This is a genomic window from Veillonella sp. CAG:933 (genome assembly GCF_000431435.1).
Classification (GTDB): Bacteria; Bacillota; Negativicutes; order Veillonellales; family Veillonellaceae; genus Veillonella_A.
The window spans coordinates 24,926-42,982 of record NZ_HF986218.1; the positions used below are offsets into that span (position 1 = coordinate 24,926).

Annotated in this window: 16 protein-coding genes and 1 tRNA gene; 9 read left to right on the forward strand and 8 right to left on the reverse strand. The window is 45.7% G+C overall.

Translation table 11 applies throughout. The features are described from left to right. The coding region (locus tag QZL64_RS10260; RefSeq protein WP_296309540.1) for a phosphoribosylformylglycinamidine synthase at positions 1 to 2,678 on the forward strand (2,678 nt) is incomplete at its 5' end. A gap of 275 nt (positions 2,679 to 2,953) precedes the next feature. Then, positions 2,954 to 4,192 carry an FprA family A-type flavoprotein gene (locus tag QZL64_RS10265; RefSeq protein ID WP_021841908.1) on the forward strand — a complete coding sequence of 413 codons (1,239 nt, stop codon included), beginning with the start codon at positions 2,954 to 2,956 and terminating at the stop codon, positions 4,190 to 4,192. A 166-nt stretch (positions 4,193 to 4,358) separates the two neighbouring features. Here the strand turns inward: QZL64_RS10265 and QZL64_RS10270 are convergent, their stop codons facing one another. Further along, entirely contained in the window at positions 4,359 to 4,694 is a 336-nt protein-coding gene (locus QZL64_RS10270; protein WP_021841909.1) for a zinc ribbon domain-containing protein YjdM, read from the reverse strand. Between the two features lie 40 nt (positions 4,695 to 4,734). Further along, positions 4,735 to 5,358 carry a nitroreductase family protein gene (locus QZL64_RS10275; RefSeq protein WP_021841910.1) on the reverse strand — a complete coding sequence of 208 codons (624 nt, stop codon included), beginning with the start codon at positions 5,356 to 5,358 and terminating at the stop codon, positions 4,735 to 4,737. 354 nt (positions 5,359 to 5,712) lie between these two features. Here QZL64_RS10275 and rbsK point away from each other — a divergent pair, with 354 nt between their 5' ends. The 7 genes from rbsK (at position 5,713) to QZL64_RS10310 (ending at position 12,358) form a co-directional block, all read left to right on the forward strand. Continuing rightward, positions 5,713 to 6,603, forward strand: a complete 891-nt coding sequence (rbsK, locus tag QZL64_RS10280; RefSeq protein ID WP_021841911.1) for a ribokinase — start codon at positions 5,713 to 5,715, stop codon at positions 6,601 to 6,603. Between the two features lie 2 nt (positions 6,604 to 6,605). Beyond that, positions 6,606 to 7,019: a D-ribose pyranase gene (gene rbsD, locus QZL64_RS10285; protein ID WP_021841912.1), complete on the forward strand. Its 414-nt coding sequence runs from the start codon at positions 6,606 to 6,608 to the stop codon at positions 7,017 to 7,019. Positions 7,020 to 7,036: 17 nt separating this feature from the next. Further along, positions 7,037 to 8,518: a sugar ABC transporter ATP-binding protein gene (locus QZL64_RS10290; protein WP_021841913.1), complete on the forward strand. Its 1,482-nt coding sequence runs from the start codon at positions 7,037 to 7,039 to the stop codon at positions 8,516 to 8,518. Continuing rightward, the gene (locus tag QZL64_RS10295; protein ID WP_021841914.1) at positions 8,518 to 9,453 is read left to right on the forward strand and encodes an ABC transporter permease subunit; all 936 of its coding nucleotides are present in this window, start codon (positions 8,518 to 8,520) and stop codon (positions 9,451 to 9,453) included. The genes QZL64_RS10290 and QZL64_RS10295 overlap by 1 nt, the downstream gene beginning before the upstream one ends. 10 nt (positions 9,454 to 9,463) lie before the next feature. Next, positions 9,464 to 10,366 carry a ribose ABC transporter substrate-binding protein RbsB gene (gene rbsB / locus QZL64_RS10300; protein WP_021841915.1) on the forward strand — a complete coding sequence of 301 codons (903 nt, stop codon included), beginning with the start codon at positions 9,464 to 9,466 and terminating at the stop codon, positions 10,364 to 10,366. Between the two features lie 308 nt (positions 10,367 to 10,674). Beyond that, positions 10,675 to 11,187: an Lrp/AsnC family transcriptional regulator gene (locus QZL64_RS10305; protein ID WP_021841916.1), complete on the forward strand. Its 513-nt coding sequence runs from the start codon at positions 10,675 to 10,677 to the stop codon at positions 11,185 to 11,187. Further along, positions 11,180 to 12,358, forward strand: coding sequence for an aminotransferase class I/II-fold pyridoxal phosphate-dependent enzyme (locus tag QZL64_RS10310; RefSeq protein WP_021841917.1), 1,179 nt, complete (start codon positions 11,180 to 11,182; stop codon positions 12,356 to 12,358). Before QZL64_RS10305 ends, QZL64_RS10310 begins: the two co-directional genes overlap by 8 nt. 191 nt (positions 12,359 to 12,549) lie before the next feature. Here the strand turns inward: QZL64_RS10310 and QZL64_RS10315 are convergent, their stop codons facing one another. The 6 genes from QZL64_RS10315 to QZL64_RS10340 all read right to left on the reverse strand — a co-directional run bounded on the left by QZL64_RS10315 (position 12,550) and on the right by QZL64_RS10340 (position 18,042). After that, positions 12,550 to 14,118 carry a nitrite/sulfite reductase gene (locus QZL64_RS10315; RefSeq protein ID WP_021841918.1) on the reverse strand — a complete coding sequence of 523 codons (1,569 nt, stop codon included), beginning with the start codon at positions 14,116 to 14,118 and terminating at the stop codon, positions 12,550 to 12,552. A 274-nt stretch (positions 14,119 to 14,392) separates the two neighbouring features. After that, a complete protein-coding gene (locus QZL64_RS10320) occupies positions 14,393 to 15,232 on the reverse strand; it encodes a hypothetical protein (protein ID WP_021841919.1) in 840 nt (279 codons plus the stop codon). Between the two features lie 12 nt (positions 15,233 to 15,244). Beyond that, positions 15,245 to 16,225, reverse strand: coding sequence for a flotillin-like protein FloA (gene floA, locus QZL64_RS10325; RefSeq protein ID WP_206512531.1), 981 nt, complete (start codon positions 16,223 to 16,225; stop codon positions 15,245 to 15,247). A gap of 114 nt (positions 16,226 to 16,339) precedes the next feature. After that, positions 16,340 to 16,810 (reverse strand): NfeD family protein, encoded by a 471-nt coding sequence (locus QZL64_RS10330; RefSeq protein ID WP_021841921.1) that lies wholly within the window; start codon positions 16,808 to 16,810, stop codon positions 16,340 to 16,342. A gap of 359 nt (positions 16,811 to 17,169) precedes the next feature. Beyond that, positions 17,170 to 17,787, reverse strand: a complete 618-nt coding sequence (locus QZL64_RS10335) for an NUDIX hydrolase N-terminal domain-containing protein (protein WP_021841922.1) — start codon at positions 17,785 to 17,787, stop codon at positions 17,170 to 17,172. A 166-nt stretch (positions 17,788 to 17,953) separates the two neighbouring features. Further along, positions 17,954 to 18,042 (reverse strand) — tRNA-Ser (locus tag QZL64_RS10340). Positions 18,043 to 18,057: the final 15 nt, after the last annotated feature.

The following is an 18,057-nucleotide window of genomic DNA, read 5'->3' on the forward strand; positions in this document are numbered from 1 at the left end:
TATATCAGGCTATGCGCGTTACCGGTTCCGGCAATCCGCTTACTCCGCTTGATGAAACCTTGGAAGGTAAATTACCGCAGGTACAGATTACGACCGGCGCCGCTCGCGGTTACAGCTCTTACGGTAACCAAATCGGTCTTGCCACCGGCGAAGTTCGTGAATACTATCATCCGAGCTATGTAGCTAAACGCATGGAAATCGGCGCCGTTATCGGGGCCGCCCCTCGCACTAACGTACGTCGTGAAGAACCGGTACCGGGTGACATCGTTGTCCTGCTCGGCGGTCAAACCGGTCGTGACGGCTGCGGCGGTGCTACCGGCTCCTCCAAAGAACACGATTTATCCTCCCTCGCTTCTTGCGGTGCGGAAATACAGAAAGGTAATCCCCTTACGGAACGTAAAATCCAGCGTTTATTCCGTCGTCCGGAAGTTACCACATTGATTAAACGTTGTAACGACTTCGGTGCCGGCGGTGTATCTGTAGCCATCGGTGAATTAACTGACGGTCTTTTAATCAACCTCGATACTGTGCCTAAGAAATACGAAGGCCTGGATGGCACGGAACTTGCCATTTCCGAATCACAGGAACGTATGGCTTGCGTCATTGCCAAAAAAGACTGGGACGCTTTCCAGAAATACTGCGACGAAGAAAACCTCGAAGCTACCATCGTAGCGGATGTAACCGACAGCAACCGCCTCACTATGACTTGGCAGGGCGTGAACATTGTCGACATCTCCCGCGATTTCTTATATACTAACGGTGCTGAACAGCATCAAAAAGCCCATGTGGCTTCTCCGGTTGCCGGCTATTACAACACACCGGCCGTAACGGATCTTAAAGCCCATTGGCTCGACACCATGAAAGACTTAGCCGTAACGTCCCAGCAAGGTCTGGGCGAACGTTTCGACAGCACCATCGGTGCCGGTACCGTTCTCATGCCGTTCAGCGGTCTCTATCAGAAAACCCCGGTACAAGGTATGGCCGCTAAATTGCCGGTACTTCATGCTGAAACAACGACAGCCAGCCTCATGACCCACGGTTTCGATCCGTTCTTATCCGAATGGAGTCCGTTCCACGGTGCGCAGCAGGCTATTCTGTTGGCCGTTGCCAAAATCGTAGCCCTCGGCGGTGACCGCAGTACGGCGTACTTAACCTTACAAGAGTATTTCGAACGTTTAAATCAGGATGAAACAGCTTGGGGTAAACCGGTAGCCGCTTTACTCGGTGCTTATAAAGCTCAAAAAGAATTGGGCATCGGCGCCATCGGCGGTAAAGACTCCATGTCCGGTACTTTTATGGACTTAACCGTACCGCCTACCCTCGTAGCCTTTGCCGTTACAACGGCTCATGTAGATAATATTTTGACACCGCACTTCAAAGAAGCCGGTCACAAAGTATTACATGTGGACTTCCCACGCAAAGAGGACGACACGCCTGACTTTGATGTATTCAAAGCTCAAGCCGACCGCATCACGAAAGAAGCGCGTGCCGGCAAAGTGGCAGCTGCTTATGTAGTAGAAGCAGGCGGTATTGCTGCCGCCATCACTAAAATGGCTCTTGGCGACCGCATCGGCGTAGAACTTAACGATGACGTAAAAGACTTGTTATTCGCTCCGCACAGCGGTTCTTGGATTATCGAAACCGACGAAGCTACAGCTGCTGCATGGGCTAAGGAAGAGTATGTAACAGTACTCGGTACCCTCACTAAAGAACCTGCCATTAAAGTGGCCGGCACGGAACTTGCCTTAGCCGACCTCGAAGCAGCCTATGAAAGCACGTTGGCACCGATCTTCCCATTGACGGCAAAATCCGGTCAAGGCGAAGCCGTTGCTTATATTCACGATCAAAAAGCGAAACCGCGTCAGGCGCCTGCTATTGCCAAACCGCGTGTCGTTATTCCGGTATTCCCGGGTACGAACTGTGAGTACGATTCGGCCCTAGCCTTTGAACGGGCCGGCGGTGAAGCGGACATCGTTATTATCCGCAACCGCACCGTAGCGGAATTGGAAGAATCCATTCAGGAAATGAAACGCAAATTGGACGAAGCTCAAATTGTCTTCTTCCCGGGTGGTTTCAGTGCCGGTGACGAACCGGACGGTTCCGGTAAGTTCATGGCTACCTTGTTCCGCAATCCGTACCTCAGCGAATCCTTACACAATTTATTGCACAACCGCGACGGTCTGGCTCTCGGCATTTGTAACGGTTTCCAAGCGTTGATTAAATTAGGCCTCTTGCCATATGGCGAAATCGCCCCTATGACGGCAGACAGCCCTACTTTGACGTACAACACTATTGGCCGTCACCTTTCCGGTATGGTTCGCACCAAAGTAATTTCCACGAAATCACCTTGGATGAGCCTCTGCAAAGCCGGAGAAATCTACACAATTCCGATTTCTCACGGCGAAGGTCGCTTCATTGCGTCCCCGGCCCAAGTCGTTGAATTCAACCGCAAAGGCCAAATTGCTACGCAGTATGTTGATTTAGACGGCATCGCCTCTTACGACGCCCGCTACAATCCAAACCAATCCGTTGCCGCCATCGAAGGTCTCTTCAGCCCTGACGGCCGCGTATTCGGTAAAATGGGCCACATTGAACGTACGGGCCACGGCATTTCCAAAAACGTACCGGGCAAACAGGGTATGCCTGTATTTGCTTCCGGCGTAGCATACTTCAAATAATACTCATATTTACGACTGATGTAACTGATTGATTTAGTTAGCCGGTTTAACTGACCGGTTTAACCGGCTAATTTATTAGTTTTGCAAATAAGCTGTTTCACACAACCTATTATTTCAAAAAATGCATACAAAAAGAAAAAAACGGCATGACAAATGTCGTTTTTTTCATCGGTATAAGTTGCATATCTACCTGATTTCTTGTATCATAAAAGATGGTGAATAAGTTTAGAGACATAACCAGCTCTTGTTATTCTTAAGTGAAAGGATGTAAGCACATGCAATGCGCACAGAAATTAACAGATAATATCTATTGGATAGGCAGCAACGACTGGGATACGGAACGCTTTGAAAATTTATTTCCCATTCCGTTGGGCGTAAGCTATAACTCATATTTTATCGATGATGAAAAAACTTGTATCGTAGACTCCGTTGATGACAGCATTCGTCAGGAATTTTTTGACAATGTGGAATTTTTATTACGTGGTCGCGAGCTCGATTATGTAGTCGTTAACCATATGGAACCGGATCACTGCTCTACCTTGGTTGAGCTCATTGAACGTTATCCGAATGTTAAACTCGTAGGTAACCGCACTACATTCCGCTTGTTCGAACAATTCTACGGCCGTCCACACCCTGAAAACTATTATGAAGTTAAAGAGGGCGACAGCATTTGCTTAGGTAAACACACCTTACATTCCTATACCATGCCGATGGTTCACTGGCCTGAAGTAACTTGTACGTTTGAATCCAGCAACGGCATCCTCTTCTCCGCCGATGCGTTCGGTACCTTCGGTACCATCAACGGCAACATCTTCGCCGATCAGCTCGATTTCGAACGCGTTTACGAAGACGAAGCTCGTCGTTACTACACCAATATCGTTGGTAAATACGGCGTTCAGGTACAAAATGCCATCAAAAAAGTCCTTCCGTTGGGCATTAAAATGATTGCACCGCTTCACGGTCCAATCTGGCGTACACCGGAAAGCATCCAGTACATGATTGAAAAATACATGCATTGGAGCACCTACTCCGCCGAAAAGAAAGGCGTAGTTATCGCTTTCGGGTCCATGTACGGCAACACTGCCGATATGGCACAGCAATTAGCTCGCTTGTTATCCTTCCGCGGCATTACGGATATTAAAATCTACGACGTATCGAAGACCAATCCGTCTTATATCATCGCGGATGCTTGGAAATATAGCCATCTTGTTTGTATGGCTCCTACTTATAACTTAGCCTTATATCTTACCATGGAAAACCTTTTATATGAATTGAAAGCGCTCAACTTCCATAACCATAAGGTGTCCATTGTAGGCAACCATTCTTGGGCTTCCGCCGCTATGAAACGCATGGTGGAATACTTCACCAATGAAATCAAGGACATGGAAATTGTTGGTACGCCACTCGATATTCGCGGCGCTTTACATCAAGATCAATTAAAATTATTTGCAAAATTAGCTGATGATATCGTAGCTTCCATTAACGAAACTGAAATCAAAACGTTCAGCTTATAATAAACATATAATTCCATAAGCCTTAGGGCTTATAGCAAAAGGACAGGTTCACGACGAACCTGTCCTTTTTAGTGCAATCAATATTCTCTTTAATCGGCGTCAATCGTCTTTACACACCGAAATCAATTTTGCTTCGAAATCACTTCCGCTTTTAAACCGAATTCGCTTACAGTTTTTTCACAAACTCCGACTTCAAAGCCATGGCGCCGAAGCCGTCGATTTTACAATCGATGTTGTGATCGCCGTCAACGAGGCGAATATTTTTAACACGGGTCCCCTGTTTTAATACGGAAGCCCCTTTTACTTTAAGGTCTTTAATAATAGTTACGGAATCGCCGTCCTGCAAGAGATTGCCGTTGGCATCACGCACAACTAAACCACCTTCGGCGGTTTCAGCATCGGCGGCCGACCATTCGTGAGCACACATAGGACATACATAAAGATGGCCATCCTCATAGGTATACGATTCGCCGCATTTTGGGCAATTAGGTAATTCACTCATTGATAGTCTCCTTTACATTACACAATATAACTATATACTCTTAATCTACAATTTCCGCCACGGATTTACGCGGTCTCGCAAATGGATGCTCAGCCGGCACGCCAATCGTTACAACCGCTGCAATTTCATGACTTAAATTAAGCCATGCTTTCGCTTCTTCCTGAATAAAGTAAATATCATTAATCCACAAAGAACCTAAACCGTATTCGGTCGCCATTAAGAGAATTGTATTGATAAACGCTCCCAAGGCCTGTAAGTCACTTTTTGCCCAGATTCGTTCATAATCGATATCATCGTCAAACGGATTATAAATGATAAGTACGGCACCCGCCGTTTTCATAGCATGCAAACTGATTTCCAAACTACCAAAACGTTGCCCCGCTTCTTTAAGCCGTTGTAAACAAGCATATCCCATTTCAACAAAGCCATCTTTTGAAGCCCCCTCCAATATGCGTACGCGCCAAGCTTGGCGATTTTTAGGTGACGGCGACATTTTAGCCATGTCAATCATATGCTCAATCTGAGCTCGTGGTATGGGAACTGATTCATAACGGCGAATACTGCGCCGTGCCCCGATTGCTGCTTCCAGAGTCATCAAATGAGGCTCTTTTACCGAATCAGCCGAATTCGCCTCACCAATTCGCACCTGTTCATTTTCACTCATAATGACGTCAGCCCTTCCTCTTTAAATTCATTACGTAGCATTTTCTATTATATTATATCAAAAATAGTGACATAAGCCTAATTTTATAGATTTACAGTTATTTTAAAAGAGTAAAAAACTTAATCGCCGCTTTACACAATTTTAGAAAAATAATCATCATTTTAAAATTAATTAAGCTACACTATATGGTTACATTTTGTCCCGCCATCAATCAACTGCTCCTATTTTTTGTGTTTTAGCAGTAGGCAAATACGATTATTTAGTATATACTAAATTAAGACTTTTACTATCTGTTAAATTAACGAAATTTAGTGTATACTAGAGGAATCGCTATTAAATACTAAGGAGGTTACAATGAATAACATTGTAGTTATCGGCAGTTGTAACATGGATATTACCGTCATGGCCGATAAACGTCCCGCAGCCGGTGAGACAATCATGGGCTTGGGACTTAATATTTCGCCGGGCGGCAAAGGGGCTAACCAAGCAGTAGCCTCCGCCAAGTTGGGGGCTCATGTTACCATGGTCGGATGCATCGGCGATGATGCTTATGGCCGCATGGTATTAGACAATCTCCACAAATATAACATAAACACCGACTACCTTACCGTTATAGAAGGTGAAAACAGCGGTACAGCGCACATTACCTTAGCGGAAGGCGATAACAGCATTATCGTTATTGCCGGCGCCAATGCTAAAGTCGATTCGAAAGTCGTCGATAATGCGTGGGACGCCATCAAAACAGCTGATTTAGTCCTCGTACAAAACGAAATTCCTTTATCGACAATTGGCTATATTACGGAAAAATGCGCCAAAAACGGCATCAAAGTGCTCTTAAACCCCGCTCCGGCTGCCGATTTAGACAGTGCTTGGCTCGAAGCAGCCACATATATTACACCTAATGAACACGAATTAGCTGCACTATATCCGGGACAGGCAACGGAAGACACCATGCTTGCCAATGAAGGAAAGATTATCGTAACTCTCGGGAAGCAAGGCGTGGCTTATGCCAAGGACGGGAAGGTTCACACCGTACCCGGTTTTACCGTAACACCGGTAGATACAACCGGTGCCGGCGATACTTTTAACGGAGCCTTCGCCACAGCCATCGCCAATAATAAATCCATGGATGAAGCCCTTCAATACGGTAATGCCGCAGCGGCTCTTTCCATTTTAAAACTAGGTGCTCAAGAAGGTATGCCTACGGCCGATGAAGTAGCCGCCTTCTTAGCCAAAAGGAGTTAATCATGCAAAAAGGTGGAATCTTAAACAGTCACATTGCTAAAGTATTAGCCGATTTAGGTCATACCGATACAATTTGCATCGGTGATTGCGGTTTACCCGTACCGGCCGGTGTGCAGAAAATTGACTTAGCCCTCACCTTCGGAACCCCAAGTTTTGAAGCGGTAGTGCGTGTCTTAAAAGCCAATATGCAGGCCGAATCAATTCATATTGCCTCCCCTATGGAAGAAATGAATCCCCATAACTATGCCGTTCTTCAGGAATTATATCCGCAAGATCGCTACGAATGGGTCAGAACCGACCACGAAGCCTTTAAAGAAGCAACGAAACAGTGTAAATGCATTATTCGCACCGGTGAAACCACACCGTATGCCAATGTAATATTACAGGCGGATTGCATTTTTAACGACGAAAAATAAACGATTAGGAGTTTTCAATGGAAATCAAAATGACAGGGATTGCCAAAGCCTTTGGAACCAACCAAGTTCTTAAGGACGTGGCCATCACCCTAAAAGCCGGCGAAGTTCACGCCCTCATGGGGGAAAACGGGGCGGGTAAATCTACCTTGATGAACATTCTTACAGGCTTACATAAAGCGGATGCCGGCGTTATTACAGTCGATGGCGTCGCCACGACCTTCGCCAATCCGCGCGAAGCAGAGAAAAACGGGATTGCCTTTATCCATCAGGAATTAAATATTTGGCCGAACCTCAGCCTGTTGGAAAACCTCTACCTCATGCAACCGAAACGAAACGGCATCGGCATGTTGGATAGAAAAGCTATGCTCGCCGAAGCACAGGCCAAATGCAAGGAATTAAATATCGAATTGCCCCTCACGAAAGAAGCGGGGCAATGCTCAGTCGGTCAACAACAGATGACCGAAATTTTGCGTGTACTCATGCTCGATGCCAAGGTCGTTATCATGGATGAACCGTCGGCCGCTCTCACCGAACGCGAAACGGAAACCTTGTTCCGCATGATGCGCCAATTAAAAGCCCAAGGCGTAGCCATCGTATACATCTCCCACCGGATGGAAGAAGTATTCAGTGAATGTGATGTTATTACCGTTATGCGCGATGGCCACACCATCAGCACCAAACCGGTTCAAGAAACAACGGTTGATGAAGTTGTGCATCACATGGTAGGTCGTTCCATCGATGAATTTTATCCCGATAGAACCACGGCACCGGGCGACGTGGTACTCACCGTTAACGGCTTAAAACCGAAAGATTTCAACAGCACCATTTCCTTTGATTTACGTAAAGGCGAAATATTGGGCGTAGCCGGCCTCATGGGGGCAGGACGCACCGAAATCATGCGCGCCATCTTCGGCATCGACAAACACGATGGCGGCGAAATTATACTAAATGGTAAACATCTTCATTTCAAAAAACCGGAAGATGCGATTAAAGCCGGTATTGCCTTCATCACGGAAGACCGCAAAGGGGAAGGTCTGATTCTTGACTTTTCCATCGGCAAAAATATTACCTTGCCTAATCTCGGTCAAGTATGTCCAAACCATGTGCTCAACAGCAATAAACTGGTGGATTTTGCGGACAACTTATCCAAACGCTTAGGCGTCAAAACTCAATCGGTTCACTTACCGGCCTCCTCGTTATCCGGTGGTAATCAGCAAAAAGTAGTTATCGCCAAATGGATTGGTTTATCCCCATCCATTATCATCATGGACGAACCGACCCGCGGTATCGACATTGGTGCCAAACGCGATATTTACGATTTAATGAATGAATTAACGAGCCAAGGAGTTTCCATCATTATGGTCTCCTCGGAACTCCCTGAAGTTATCGGGATGAGTGATCGGGTCATGGTCATTCACGAAGGAGCCGTTGCAGGTATACTAAACCACAACGACGCTTCACCGGAAGCCATCATGAACCTAGCAACAGGAGGACAATAATGAACCAGAATATTACGGAAACACTCAAAAAATTAGGCCCTCTCATCGGCCTGATTGCCTTATTTATTATCATCGCCTTTATGAACGACAGCTTCTTGGAATTCTCCAACTTGCGCAACTTATTACGCCAAGTATCCATTAATGCTATCATCGCCTTCGGTATGACCTTCGTTATTTTGACGAGCGGTATCGACTTATCCGTAGGCTCCATCCTCGCTTTATCCAGTGCCATCATGGCCAACTTCATCGTTGGCGGCATGAATCCGGAAGTGGCCATTCTCGCCTCCGCCGGCGTGGGCATTATCCTCGGCGGTATCAACGGTATCGTCATTGCCTACGGTAAAGTGGCACCGTTTATCGCCACCTTGGCAACCATGACGATTTATCGCGGGGCCACCTTAGTTTTTACGGACGGCAACCCTATCAGCGGTTTGACCAGTGATCCTTTGTTCCACGGCTTCGGCCAGGGCGATATCGCAGGTCTGCCCGTACCGGCTATTACCATGTTTGTATCCTTCCTTATTTTATGGTTTGTTTTGCAAAAAACATCCCTTGGCCGTCAGACCTATGCTGTCGGCGGCAGTGAAAAGGTAAGTTATATTGCCGGTATCAAAATTAACCGCGTTAAAATCTTCGCTTACGCCTTAACCGGTATGCTCAGTGCCATTGCAGGCGCCATCATTACATCCCGCCTCAATTCGGCGCAGCCGACAGCCGGTATGGGCTATGAACTTGACGCCATCGCCGCTGTAGTATTGGGCGGTACCAGTCTTGCCGGCGGTCGCGGTCACATTGTAGGTACCTTAATCGGTGCCCTCATCATCGGTACCCTCAACAATGGTTTAAATATTCTCGACGTTTCCAGTTTCTATCAACAAATCGTCAAAGGTATTGTAATTCTACTTGCAGTCCTCGGGGACCGCAAAAAAGCGTAGGAGGTTAGGAATGAAAAAATTATTAACAGTCATCGCTGCCGTAATCTTAGTTATCGGTCTCGTAGCCGGTTGCGGCTCTTCCAACAATGGTGGTGGCGATAAAAAACAAGGTACTATCGGTTTCTCCGTATCTACCTTAAACAATCCGTTCTTCGTATCTTTAAAAGACGGTGTTGAAAAACAGGCTAAAGAATTAGGCCTTAAAGTTAAAATCGTTGACGCTCAAAACGACCCTGCTAAACAGGCTAATGACATTGCCGATTTATTAGAAAGCGGCGTATCCGTATTGATCGTTAACCCGGTTGACTCCGCTGCTATTGCTACTTCCGTTGAAGCAGCCAACGCTAAAAACATTCCGGTTATCACTGTTGACCGCTCTACCGACAAAGGTAAAGTAGTAGCTCACATCGCTTCCGATAACGTTAAAGGCGGCGAAATGGCAGCTCAATTAATCGTTGATAAACTCGGCAATGGCACTAAAGTTGCTGAAATCGAAGGTATCCCGGGCGCTTCCGCAACTCGCGAACGTGGTCAAGGCTTCCATAATGTTGCCGACAAATCCTTAGACGTAGTAGCTAAACAGAGTGCTGATTTTGACCGCACTAAAGGCTTAAACGTTTCCACTAACATTCTTCAAGCTAACCCTGATGTAAAAGCTATTTTTGCTCACAACGACGAAATGGCTCTTGGTGCCATCCAAGCTGCTAAATCGGCAGGCAAACAAGTTTTCATCGTAGGTTTTGACGGTACTGCCGATGCTGAAAAAGCTGTTCAAGACGGCACTTTAGCGGCTACTATCGCGCAACAACCTGAATTGATGGGTAAAATTGCTGTAGATACTGCTTCCAAAGTTATCAAAGGTGAAACAGTGGAAAGCAAGATCCCTGTAGAACTTAAAGTAGTAACTAAATAAAACATATGCTTTGATACGTTGATAGAAACATTGATAGAAATTAAGCCTCCCCTGCCAGTTGCAAGGGAGGCTTTTTATTGATTATAACTCATTTATTTTATACTTAAAACGCATCTATGTTGAATTTTCTATTTAATTCAACACTAAAGAGTGGTACAATAAATTGTATACGAAATCGTCTGACAGCCATACTCTCGTCAGATAAAATCGCTAAATTCTCAGACAAAGACGCTATTATAAACAGAACATATACTTTTTGTCTGATACCTCGGATGCTTCGATTCCGACCTTGAAAGGAGATATTAATTATGAGTAATTTTACTGTAACTGCTACTGACAAAAAGCTGCTCGACCTTTTGGCGACAGACGCGAAATTAACCCATGACCAATTGGCGGCCATGTTAGGTGTAGCCGAAGCTGAGGTATCTGAACGTATCGCCGTGCTGGAAGCGGAAGGCATTATCAAAGGCTATCAAGCCGTAATTGACTGGGAAGCCATCGATGCCAATAAGGCAACCGCCCTCATTCAACTTAAAGTTACACCGGAACCTGATCAAGGCTTCGATAAACTCGCGCATCGCATCATGCAATTCGAAGAGGTGGAAGGTGTCTATCTCATGTCCGGCGGTTATGATTTGACCGTTATCATTCAGGGCCAAAGCATGCGCGATATCGCCCTCTTTGTTGCACGTCGTCTTTCCACTTTGGAAGGTGTCCAAGGCACGGGTACGCACTTTATCTTGAGCCGCTACAAAGACCGCAATGTAATCTACCATGACGAAGAACAAAAAGAAACAAGGAGTAATGTGTTCTATGATTAATTATGATAAATTTTTAAATCGTGAGCTGTCCAATGTAAAACCGTCCGGTATTCGCCGTTTCTTCGACATTGCCAGCGAAATTGATGATGTTATTTCCCTCAGCATCGGCGAACCGGATTTCACCACGCCATGGCATATTCGTGAAACCGGTATCGATACCTTAGAAAAAGGTAAGACCTGGTACTCACCAAATCGCGGTTTTGCGGACTTACGCGAAGAAATCAGCCGTTGGTTCACTCGTAAATACGATGTAACGTATGATCCCGCTACCGATATTCTGGTCACTGTTGGTGGTTCTGAAGCTATCGATTTAGCTCTTCGTGCCCTCATTAACGAAGGTGACGAAGTACTCATTCCGGTGCCTAGCTTTGTTTGCTACACGCCGCTTACGGAAGTAGCCAAAGGTGTGTCCGTACCGGTGGAAACCAAAGCGGAAAATAACTTCCGTCTTACGGCCGAAGATATTCGCTCCCACATTACACCTAAAACCAAATTGCTCGTTTTGCCATTTCCTAATAATCCAACCGGTGCGATTATGCGCCGCGAGCACTTAGAGGAAATCGCCAAAGTCATCGAAGAACATGACTTGCTCGTTATTTCCGATGAACTCTACAGCGAATTGACCTACGGTTCCGAACAACATGTAACCATCGCATCAGTTCCGGGCATGAAAGAACGAACCATCGTCATTAACGGCTTCTCCAAAGCCTTCGCTATGACGGGATGGCGTCTCGGCATGGCCCTCGGTCCAAAAGAAATTATCACGCAAATGACGAAACTTCATCAATATGGCATTATGAGTGCCCCATCGGTTGCTCAATATGCTGCCATTGAAGCGTTGAAACACGGGGATAAAGATATTGGATACATGCGCGATCAATACGATATTCGTCGTCGCCTTTTGGTTAAAACCTTTAACCAGTTGGGCCTCACTTGCTTCGAACCGGAAGGCGCCTTCTACGTATTCCCGGACATCCGCTCCACCGGTCTCGATTCGGAAACATTCTGTGAAAAATTGCTTTACGCCAAACACGTAGCCGTCGTACCGGGCAACGCCTTCGGTGATTGCGGCGAAGGCTTCGTGCGTGTAGCCTATGCCAATTCCTTAGCGAATATTAAGGAAGCGTTAAAACGCATTGCTGAATTTTTGGAAGAATTGAAAACTCAATAAAATAACTCAAAAAACGCCTTTGCATACCGTGAAGGCGTTTTGCTTGCCCGCAGCTTTCCCTCTTAGAGTCAGCCTAAACCAGGCATGCAAAAAGCCCTCTCACCGGTCGTGAGAGGGCTTTCATTATGCAGTTATTCAGGTGTCATTTAAAGCTATAAGCTTCCCTAAAGCCCTAAATAAACTACGCCTTATTAGATATATTTTTTAGCCAACGCTTCGAAATCGGCTTCATGGTCCTGAATCCAAATATCGTAGGCCACGCCGGCATCATTTAAAGTCTGTGCCAATTCAGCAAAGAAAGCCGGTAAATCAGCTGTTGTAATGGCGCCCAAAGGTTCGCCGAACGTTACAACGCCCAATTCATCGCTGCCGCCTTTAAATAAGTTGAAGGCCGGTTGTGGTTTGCCGTCAACTTGTTTTACGAAACCGTGTAAACCTAATGTGCCGATTTGATGAGTACCGCAAGAAGATGGGCAACCGGAAATGTGGATTTTTGGCAATAAGCTGTCATCAATACCTTCCGCTTTTAAGTGAGCCAAAATGTCTTTGTAAGCAGCCTGAGAGTTCTGGAAACCTACCTGACATTTAGAAGCGCCTACGCAGCATACGCTGGCGGAAAAGTTGGAAGTAGAGCTGTCGTCTTTGATTAAATCATATACTTTACGAGCTTCGTCAGCGGTCAAGTTAATGAAGTAAGTACCTTCTTCACCGGTCATACGAGCTTCGGTACCTTCCAAGGAACCGACGTATTGGAATACGTCGCGAGCCACTACCGGCTGCGCATGGCCTCCTACCGGATGATAGTATACATAGTATAAACCGTCTTGAACCTGTTCACCGATTAAACCGTTAGCTTTCGCCAATTCTTCTTGAGTCAATTTACCATTGCCGGTTTTAGTAATCGTAGTATCAGGTAAAGTGTAATCCAAATCTTCTACGCGTTTGGTGAACAACAAGAATTTGTTGAATGTTTCACGGAATTTATCTTCGCCCATTTCAGCAACCATGTAACGAGTACGGTTTTTGCTGCGAGTCTTATAATCCGCATTTTCAATAAACGTACGAACCATGGCTTTGATATAGTATAACATTTCGGACGGATCTACTTTTTCAGCCAATAAAATGCCTTTACGCGGATTGCCGCCGAGACCGCCCGCTGCATATACGGTAAAGGTGCCGTCAGCTTGTGCCCAGAAACCTAAGTCTTTAAAAGTTACATGTGTTGCATTTTCAAGACCGTTAGTGAACGCAATTTTAAGTTTACGCGGCATTTTAAAGTCAGGAATTAACGTCAAAATATATTCGCTGGCCACTTGTACATATGGTGTAATGTCAAATGGTTCGCCCGGTGTTACGCCACGCAACGGACTGGCCGCAATATTACGCGGATGGTCACCACCGCCACCACGGGAATAAATACCCTGTGCATGGCATTCTTTGAACATTTCAATAATTTGTGGACCCTGAAGGCTGTGAATCTGAATAGATTGACCGGTTGTGAAATGCAAATGCGGCAAATCATTGCGTGTGAATAAATCAGCTAAGAAGGCAAGTTGCTTTTGCGTAATACGTCCCCCGGGTAAACGCAAACGGAACATGCCCGTATTAGCGCCGCGTTCTGCATAGGTACCGAACGGGCCGGACAAGCCTTTGTAATCGTTAACTGAAATTTCTTTGTTGAAGAATTGTTCGCTTACTTTAGCAAACTTCGGTAAATCTTTGATGAGGCGTGCTTTCACCTCTTCTGTTAAAAATGTCATCTGTATCCCTCTCATTTCTTTATAATGACATACTTATATCAACTTCAAATACAACTATTTCAATCGTAACACGTCCCCCGAACCGCGTCAATATTGAACACGACTCGAGGGCCGAAATATGTCTCTATTTAATTTGATAACGTTAATCAATACGCATACAAATCAAACCAATAATCAGTATAAATCTATTGTAACAAGGGTGTTGTGACAATTGTCACATTTGTAAAATTGTCACATCTGTAACAATCGGCCGCATGGCAATTGTCAGCTTTTATTACCTATGATAGCCTCCCTGTTTAGCTCTAGGCGGTTGTAAAATCATAGACCACATAATCCCCGCTTTTAAGCCCCCCGGCGGCAGGCGATGATTGCCACCGTGAAAAACATGGCGCCCCGTCATAGACGCAGTCGGTTGCCATACATTCGGTGCCGGCACCGTTTTAGCCGGTTGTGCCGATGGTATGGTCGTCCGATTCGGTGAAATCGTAGCCGTCTTTGGCACCTGACGAGTCGATGTTTGACGTGTAGCTACCGTTGTCGTCGTTTGTTGACGCGTCGAATCTCGTCGCGCCGGTTCTACAGTTGGCTCTACGCGCTGTCTGGCCACTACGATAACCGGTTCTTCCCGTCTTACATCGTTCGGCACAGGCACAGATTCCGGTCTCGAAGCTTCTTGCGGCAGTGATGCTTCACGTGGCAACGCCGCTTCTTGAGGACGCGGTGCTTCGTTAGAGATGGTGGTCGGCCGTGGCGTTGGTGGCGCCTTACGTTCCATTTTAATGCCGTAATGGCGTTCCATCTCTTCCCAGGTCATAGCCTCTTCACTACGACCGCGCGTATTGGCATTACCGGTTTGCGTATTGCCGGCAGGCCCCATGCCTCCCGTTGTACGATTACGCTGCCCTTCACTTGGCGGCATAGGATTCGTCGGTTGCTGTGACCGCGGTCCCGGACGGTTCTGCTCACCCGGATTCGACCAATCGTAATCAGTCCTATTTTCTACATTCGTATTGTCTTCATTAGGATTACCATCTTGAGGATTACGCTTCTTTTTACGGGTACTCAAAATAACATTCCCCAATATAATCAATACGACTAATAAACCCAAATCCATAGCTTACCTCCGCTATTTATTGCGCGGATTTGGCTGAGTTGTCAGTTCGGTGGTTTCCCCTTCAGCGATAGTCTCACGCATTTTGGTATCTGCCATAATATTGTTCATATTGTAATAATCCATAACACCCATATGACCATCACGCAATGCTTGCGATAAAGCCTGCGGTACTTCGGCTTGCGCTTCCACAACTTTCGCCTGCATTTCCTGCGTGTAGGCTCTCATTTCCTGTTCTTTCGCAACAGCCATGGCACGACGTTCTTCCGCTTTCGCCTGAGCGATATTCTTATCCGCTTCCGCCTGATCCGTCATGAGCTGAGCCCCGATATTACGTCCTACATCAACGTCGGCAATATCGATGGACAAGATTTCAAACGCAGAACCCGCATCAAGCCCCTTATTCAATACGGTACGGGAAATATGATCCGGATTTTCAAGCACATCCGTATGTTCTTCCGAAGAACCTACAGTCGTTACGATACCTTCGCCGACACGGGCAATAATCGTCGCTTCACCGGCACCGCCGACCAAGCGATCAATATTGGCACGCACCGTTACACGGGCGCGAACTTTAAGTTCGATACCGTTTTTAGCAACGGCGGAAATCGTCGGTGTTTCAATAACTTTAGGGTTAACACTCATTTGAACTGCCTCAAGCACATCACGACCGGCCAAGTCAATGGCGGCAGCACGTTCAAAGGTCAACGGAATAGACGCCCGTTCAGCCGCGATTAAAGCATCAACAACGCGGTCTACATCACCGCCGGCTAAATAATGCGCTTCCAGTTGGTTAACATTAACCGAAAGACCCGCTTTATTGGCTTTTACCAATGGCAAAACAATCTTCGACGGCGATACACGACGTAAGCGCATCCCGATTAAAGTGAAAATACCTACATTTACCCCGGCCGCCAAGGCGGAAATCCACAGTCCTAACGGTACAAAGTGGAAAAACAGGGCTGCGACTATGACGACGGAAACAACAATAAACATAAAACTAAAATTAACTAACGCTTCCATAGAGCCTCCTCTTCACTTATGAAAAAATATATGACAAGTCCGCCATTTACGGACACCAAGAACTTAATGGATTATATTTTGTAACGCTTATTCAGACTCTACTTTTCTAACTACAACACGGCCACCGGTAACGGCAACAACCACTACTTTAGTGCCCGGTTCATAGAATTCTCCGTCCGTTACTACATCAACCGGTGTATCGTCAAAAATAACGCGCCCCGCCGGCCGTAAAACAGACTGGGCAATCCCTTCGCGGCCCAATAAATCGGTTCGCTCATCATTACCGCTATAACCGCGGTCCTTCGTAGACTCCAGCGTTAACGTCAAACGTCTACCTATCCAAGTATGCGGTGCTTTTTTGACTAACCAAATACCGACAATGAGCGCAATAACCGATACAATCGCAACTACAATCGACGCCATAGCACCGGCGCCCAAGTAAAAATAAAGAGCGGCCAACAAGAGAACCATACCGCTCACGCCGAATATACAAGTACCCGGCACAACAGCCTCGATTCCCAGCAATACAATGCCGCCGATGAATAGATACGTTATCATCACGTGCCTCCTTTCTCGAAATTTATCTCTTAATTAATAATATTCAATACGTAAAGTATGAACTCCTCTTTTTAAAGATAATTTGTTTGAAAAAACGACTGCAGTAAAACATGAATTTAAAAGCATATTTTATCTGCAGCCGCCACAGCTCTCAATACTTTTATTAATTTTTTCGCATGTACACAAAAGAAAGCCCCCTATCGCCCTGTTCAATTGTCTTTTTTTTGATTATACACCATCAGCGATTATATGCCCCCTTTTTAACTGTCCGTCATAATGCACAAAACCTCTACGCACGATAATAACCGTTCACGTAGAGGTTTTATTTTCACTAATAGCTTTTATTAGCCGGCTCTCGATTATTCAAACATAGCCGGCAAATTAGGATTTTCATAGGCTTCAAAGCACATCAAAACCTGTTCCTTAGAGCACTTTTCAACAGCCATATTATCCGGAATTTCGTCTTTACTGAAAAATCCCGTTGCCGTTGTTTCAATGTTCTCTTCAAAATGACCGCCTTCGAATTCACACATAACGAACACTTTGAAAACACCATAAATTAAATTCGTTACATTGTGCTTGCGCCAATCCTGAATTGCAATGAGGCGTTTAGCTTTTACGTCATAGCCGGATTCTTCTTTCACTTCTTTTTCCGTATTGGAGGCAATCGTTTGATCTACATCACACCAACCGCCCGGGAGTGACCACTTACCGGTGTTTTCACGAACGAGGAGAATCTTGCCATCAACGAACACAGCCGCTCTGGTATCAATCTTCGGCGTCTGGTACCCTTCTTCATTGCAAAAGATATCATATACCTTGCCCACAGGAATATCCGTTTTGACTGCCACCATTTCAGCTGCAATTTGACGAAGCTCTTGGTAGCGCTCCAAATCGTATTTGTCTTTACCGTATTCCAGCCCCGCCTGCGCTATACTTTGGATTCGAATTGCAAAATCAAGCCACTTATCGTTCATGTATATGCCTCCCGATATCTCACTTAAAGAATAAATATGCTTTTGCTATTATTATTCTATACGAAGTATTCTAAAACCTTTTTACAACAAAAAAACTCTGCTCATGGCACATATCCATTCTGCAGAGTTTAATTATTTATATCAATCATTATGTTATCAAAACTAATGGCGGAGAAGGAGGGATTTGAACCCTCGCACCGTTGCCGGTCTGCCGCATTTCGAGTGCGGTCCCTTCAGCCTCTTGGGTACTTCTCCTTGTTTTTACGACGC

Bases quoted from the DNA above. Each gene is read 5' to 3' on its own strand.
- rbsD (WP_021841912.1), top strand. From the start codon at position 6,606: ATGCAAAAAGGTGGAATCTTAAACAGTCACATTGCTAAAGTATTAGCC.
- QZL64_RS10330 (WP_021841921.1), bottom strand. From the start codon at position 16,810: ATGATAACGTATCTATTCATCGGCGGCATTGTATTGCTGGGAATCGAG.
- QZL64_RS10290 (WP_021841913.1), top strand. From the start codon at position 7,037: ATGGAAATCAAAATGACAGGGATTGCCAAAGCCTTTGGAACCAACCAA.
- floA (WP_206512531.1), bottom strand. From the start codon at position 16,225: ATGTTTATTGTTGTTTCCGTCGTCATAGTCGCAGCCCTGTTTTTCCAC.
- QZL64_RS10265 (WP_021841908.1), top strand. From the start codon at position 2,954: ATGCAATGCGCACAGAAATTAACAGATAATATCTATTGGATAGGCAGC.
- QZL64_RS10335 (WP_021841922.1), bottom strand. From the start codon at position 17,787: ATGAACGATAAGTGGCTTGATTTTGCAATTCGAATCCAAAGTATAGCG.
- QZL64_RS10270 (WP_021841909.1), bottom strand. From the start codon at position 4,694: ATGAGTGAATTACCTAATTGCCCAAAATGCGGCGAATCGTATACCTAT.
- QZL64_RS10295 (WP_021841914.1), top strand. From the start codon at position 8,518: ATGAACCAGAATATTACGGAAACACTCAAAAAATTAGGCCCTCTCATC.
- rbsB (WP_021841915.1), top strand. From the start codon at position 9,464: ATGAAAAAATTATTAACAGTCATCGCTGCCGTAATCTTAGTTATCGGT.
- QZL64_RS10310 (WP_021841917.1), top strand. From the start codon at position 11,180: ATGATTAATTATGATAAATTTTTAAATCGTGAGCTGTCCAATGTAAAA.
- QZL64_RS10305 (WP_021841916.1), top strand. From the start codon at position 10,675: ATGAGTAATTTTACTGTAACTGCTACTGACAAAAAGCTGCTCGACCTT.
- QZL64_RS10275 (WP_021841910.1), bottom strand. From the start codon at position 5,358: ATGAGTGAAAATGAACAGGTGCGAATTGGTGAGGCGAATTCGGCTGAT.
- QZL64_RS10320 (WP_021841919.1), bottom strand. From the start codon at position 15,232: ATGGATTTGGGTTTATTAGTCGTATTGATTATATTGGGGAATGTTATT.
- rbsK (WP_021841911.1), top strand. From the start codon at position 5,713: ATGAATAACATTGTAGTTATCGGCAGTTGTAACATGGATATTACCGTC.
- QZL64_RS10315 (WP_021841918.1), bottom strand. From the start codon at position 14,118: ATGACATTTTTAACAGAAGAGGTGAAAGCACGCCTCATCAAAGATTTA.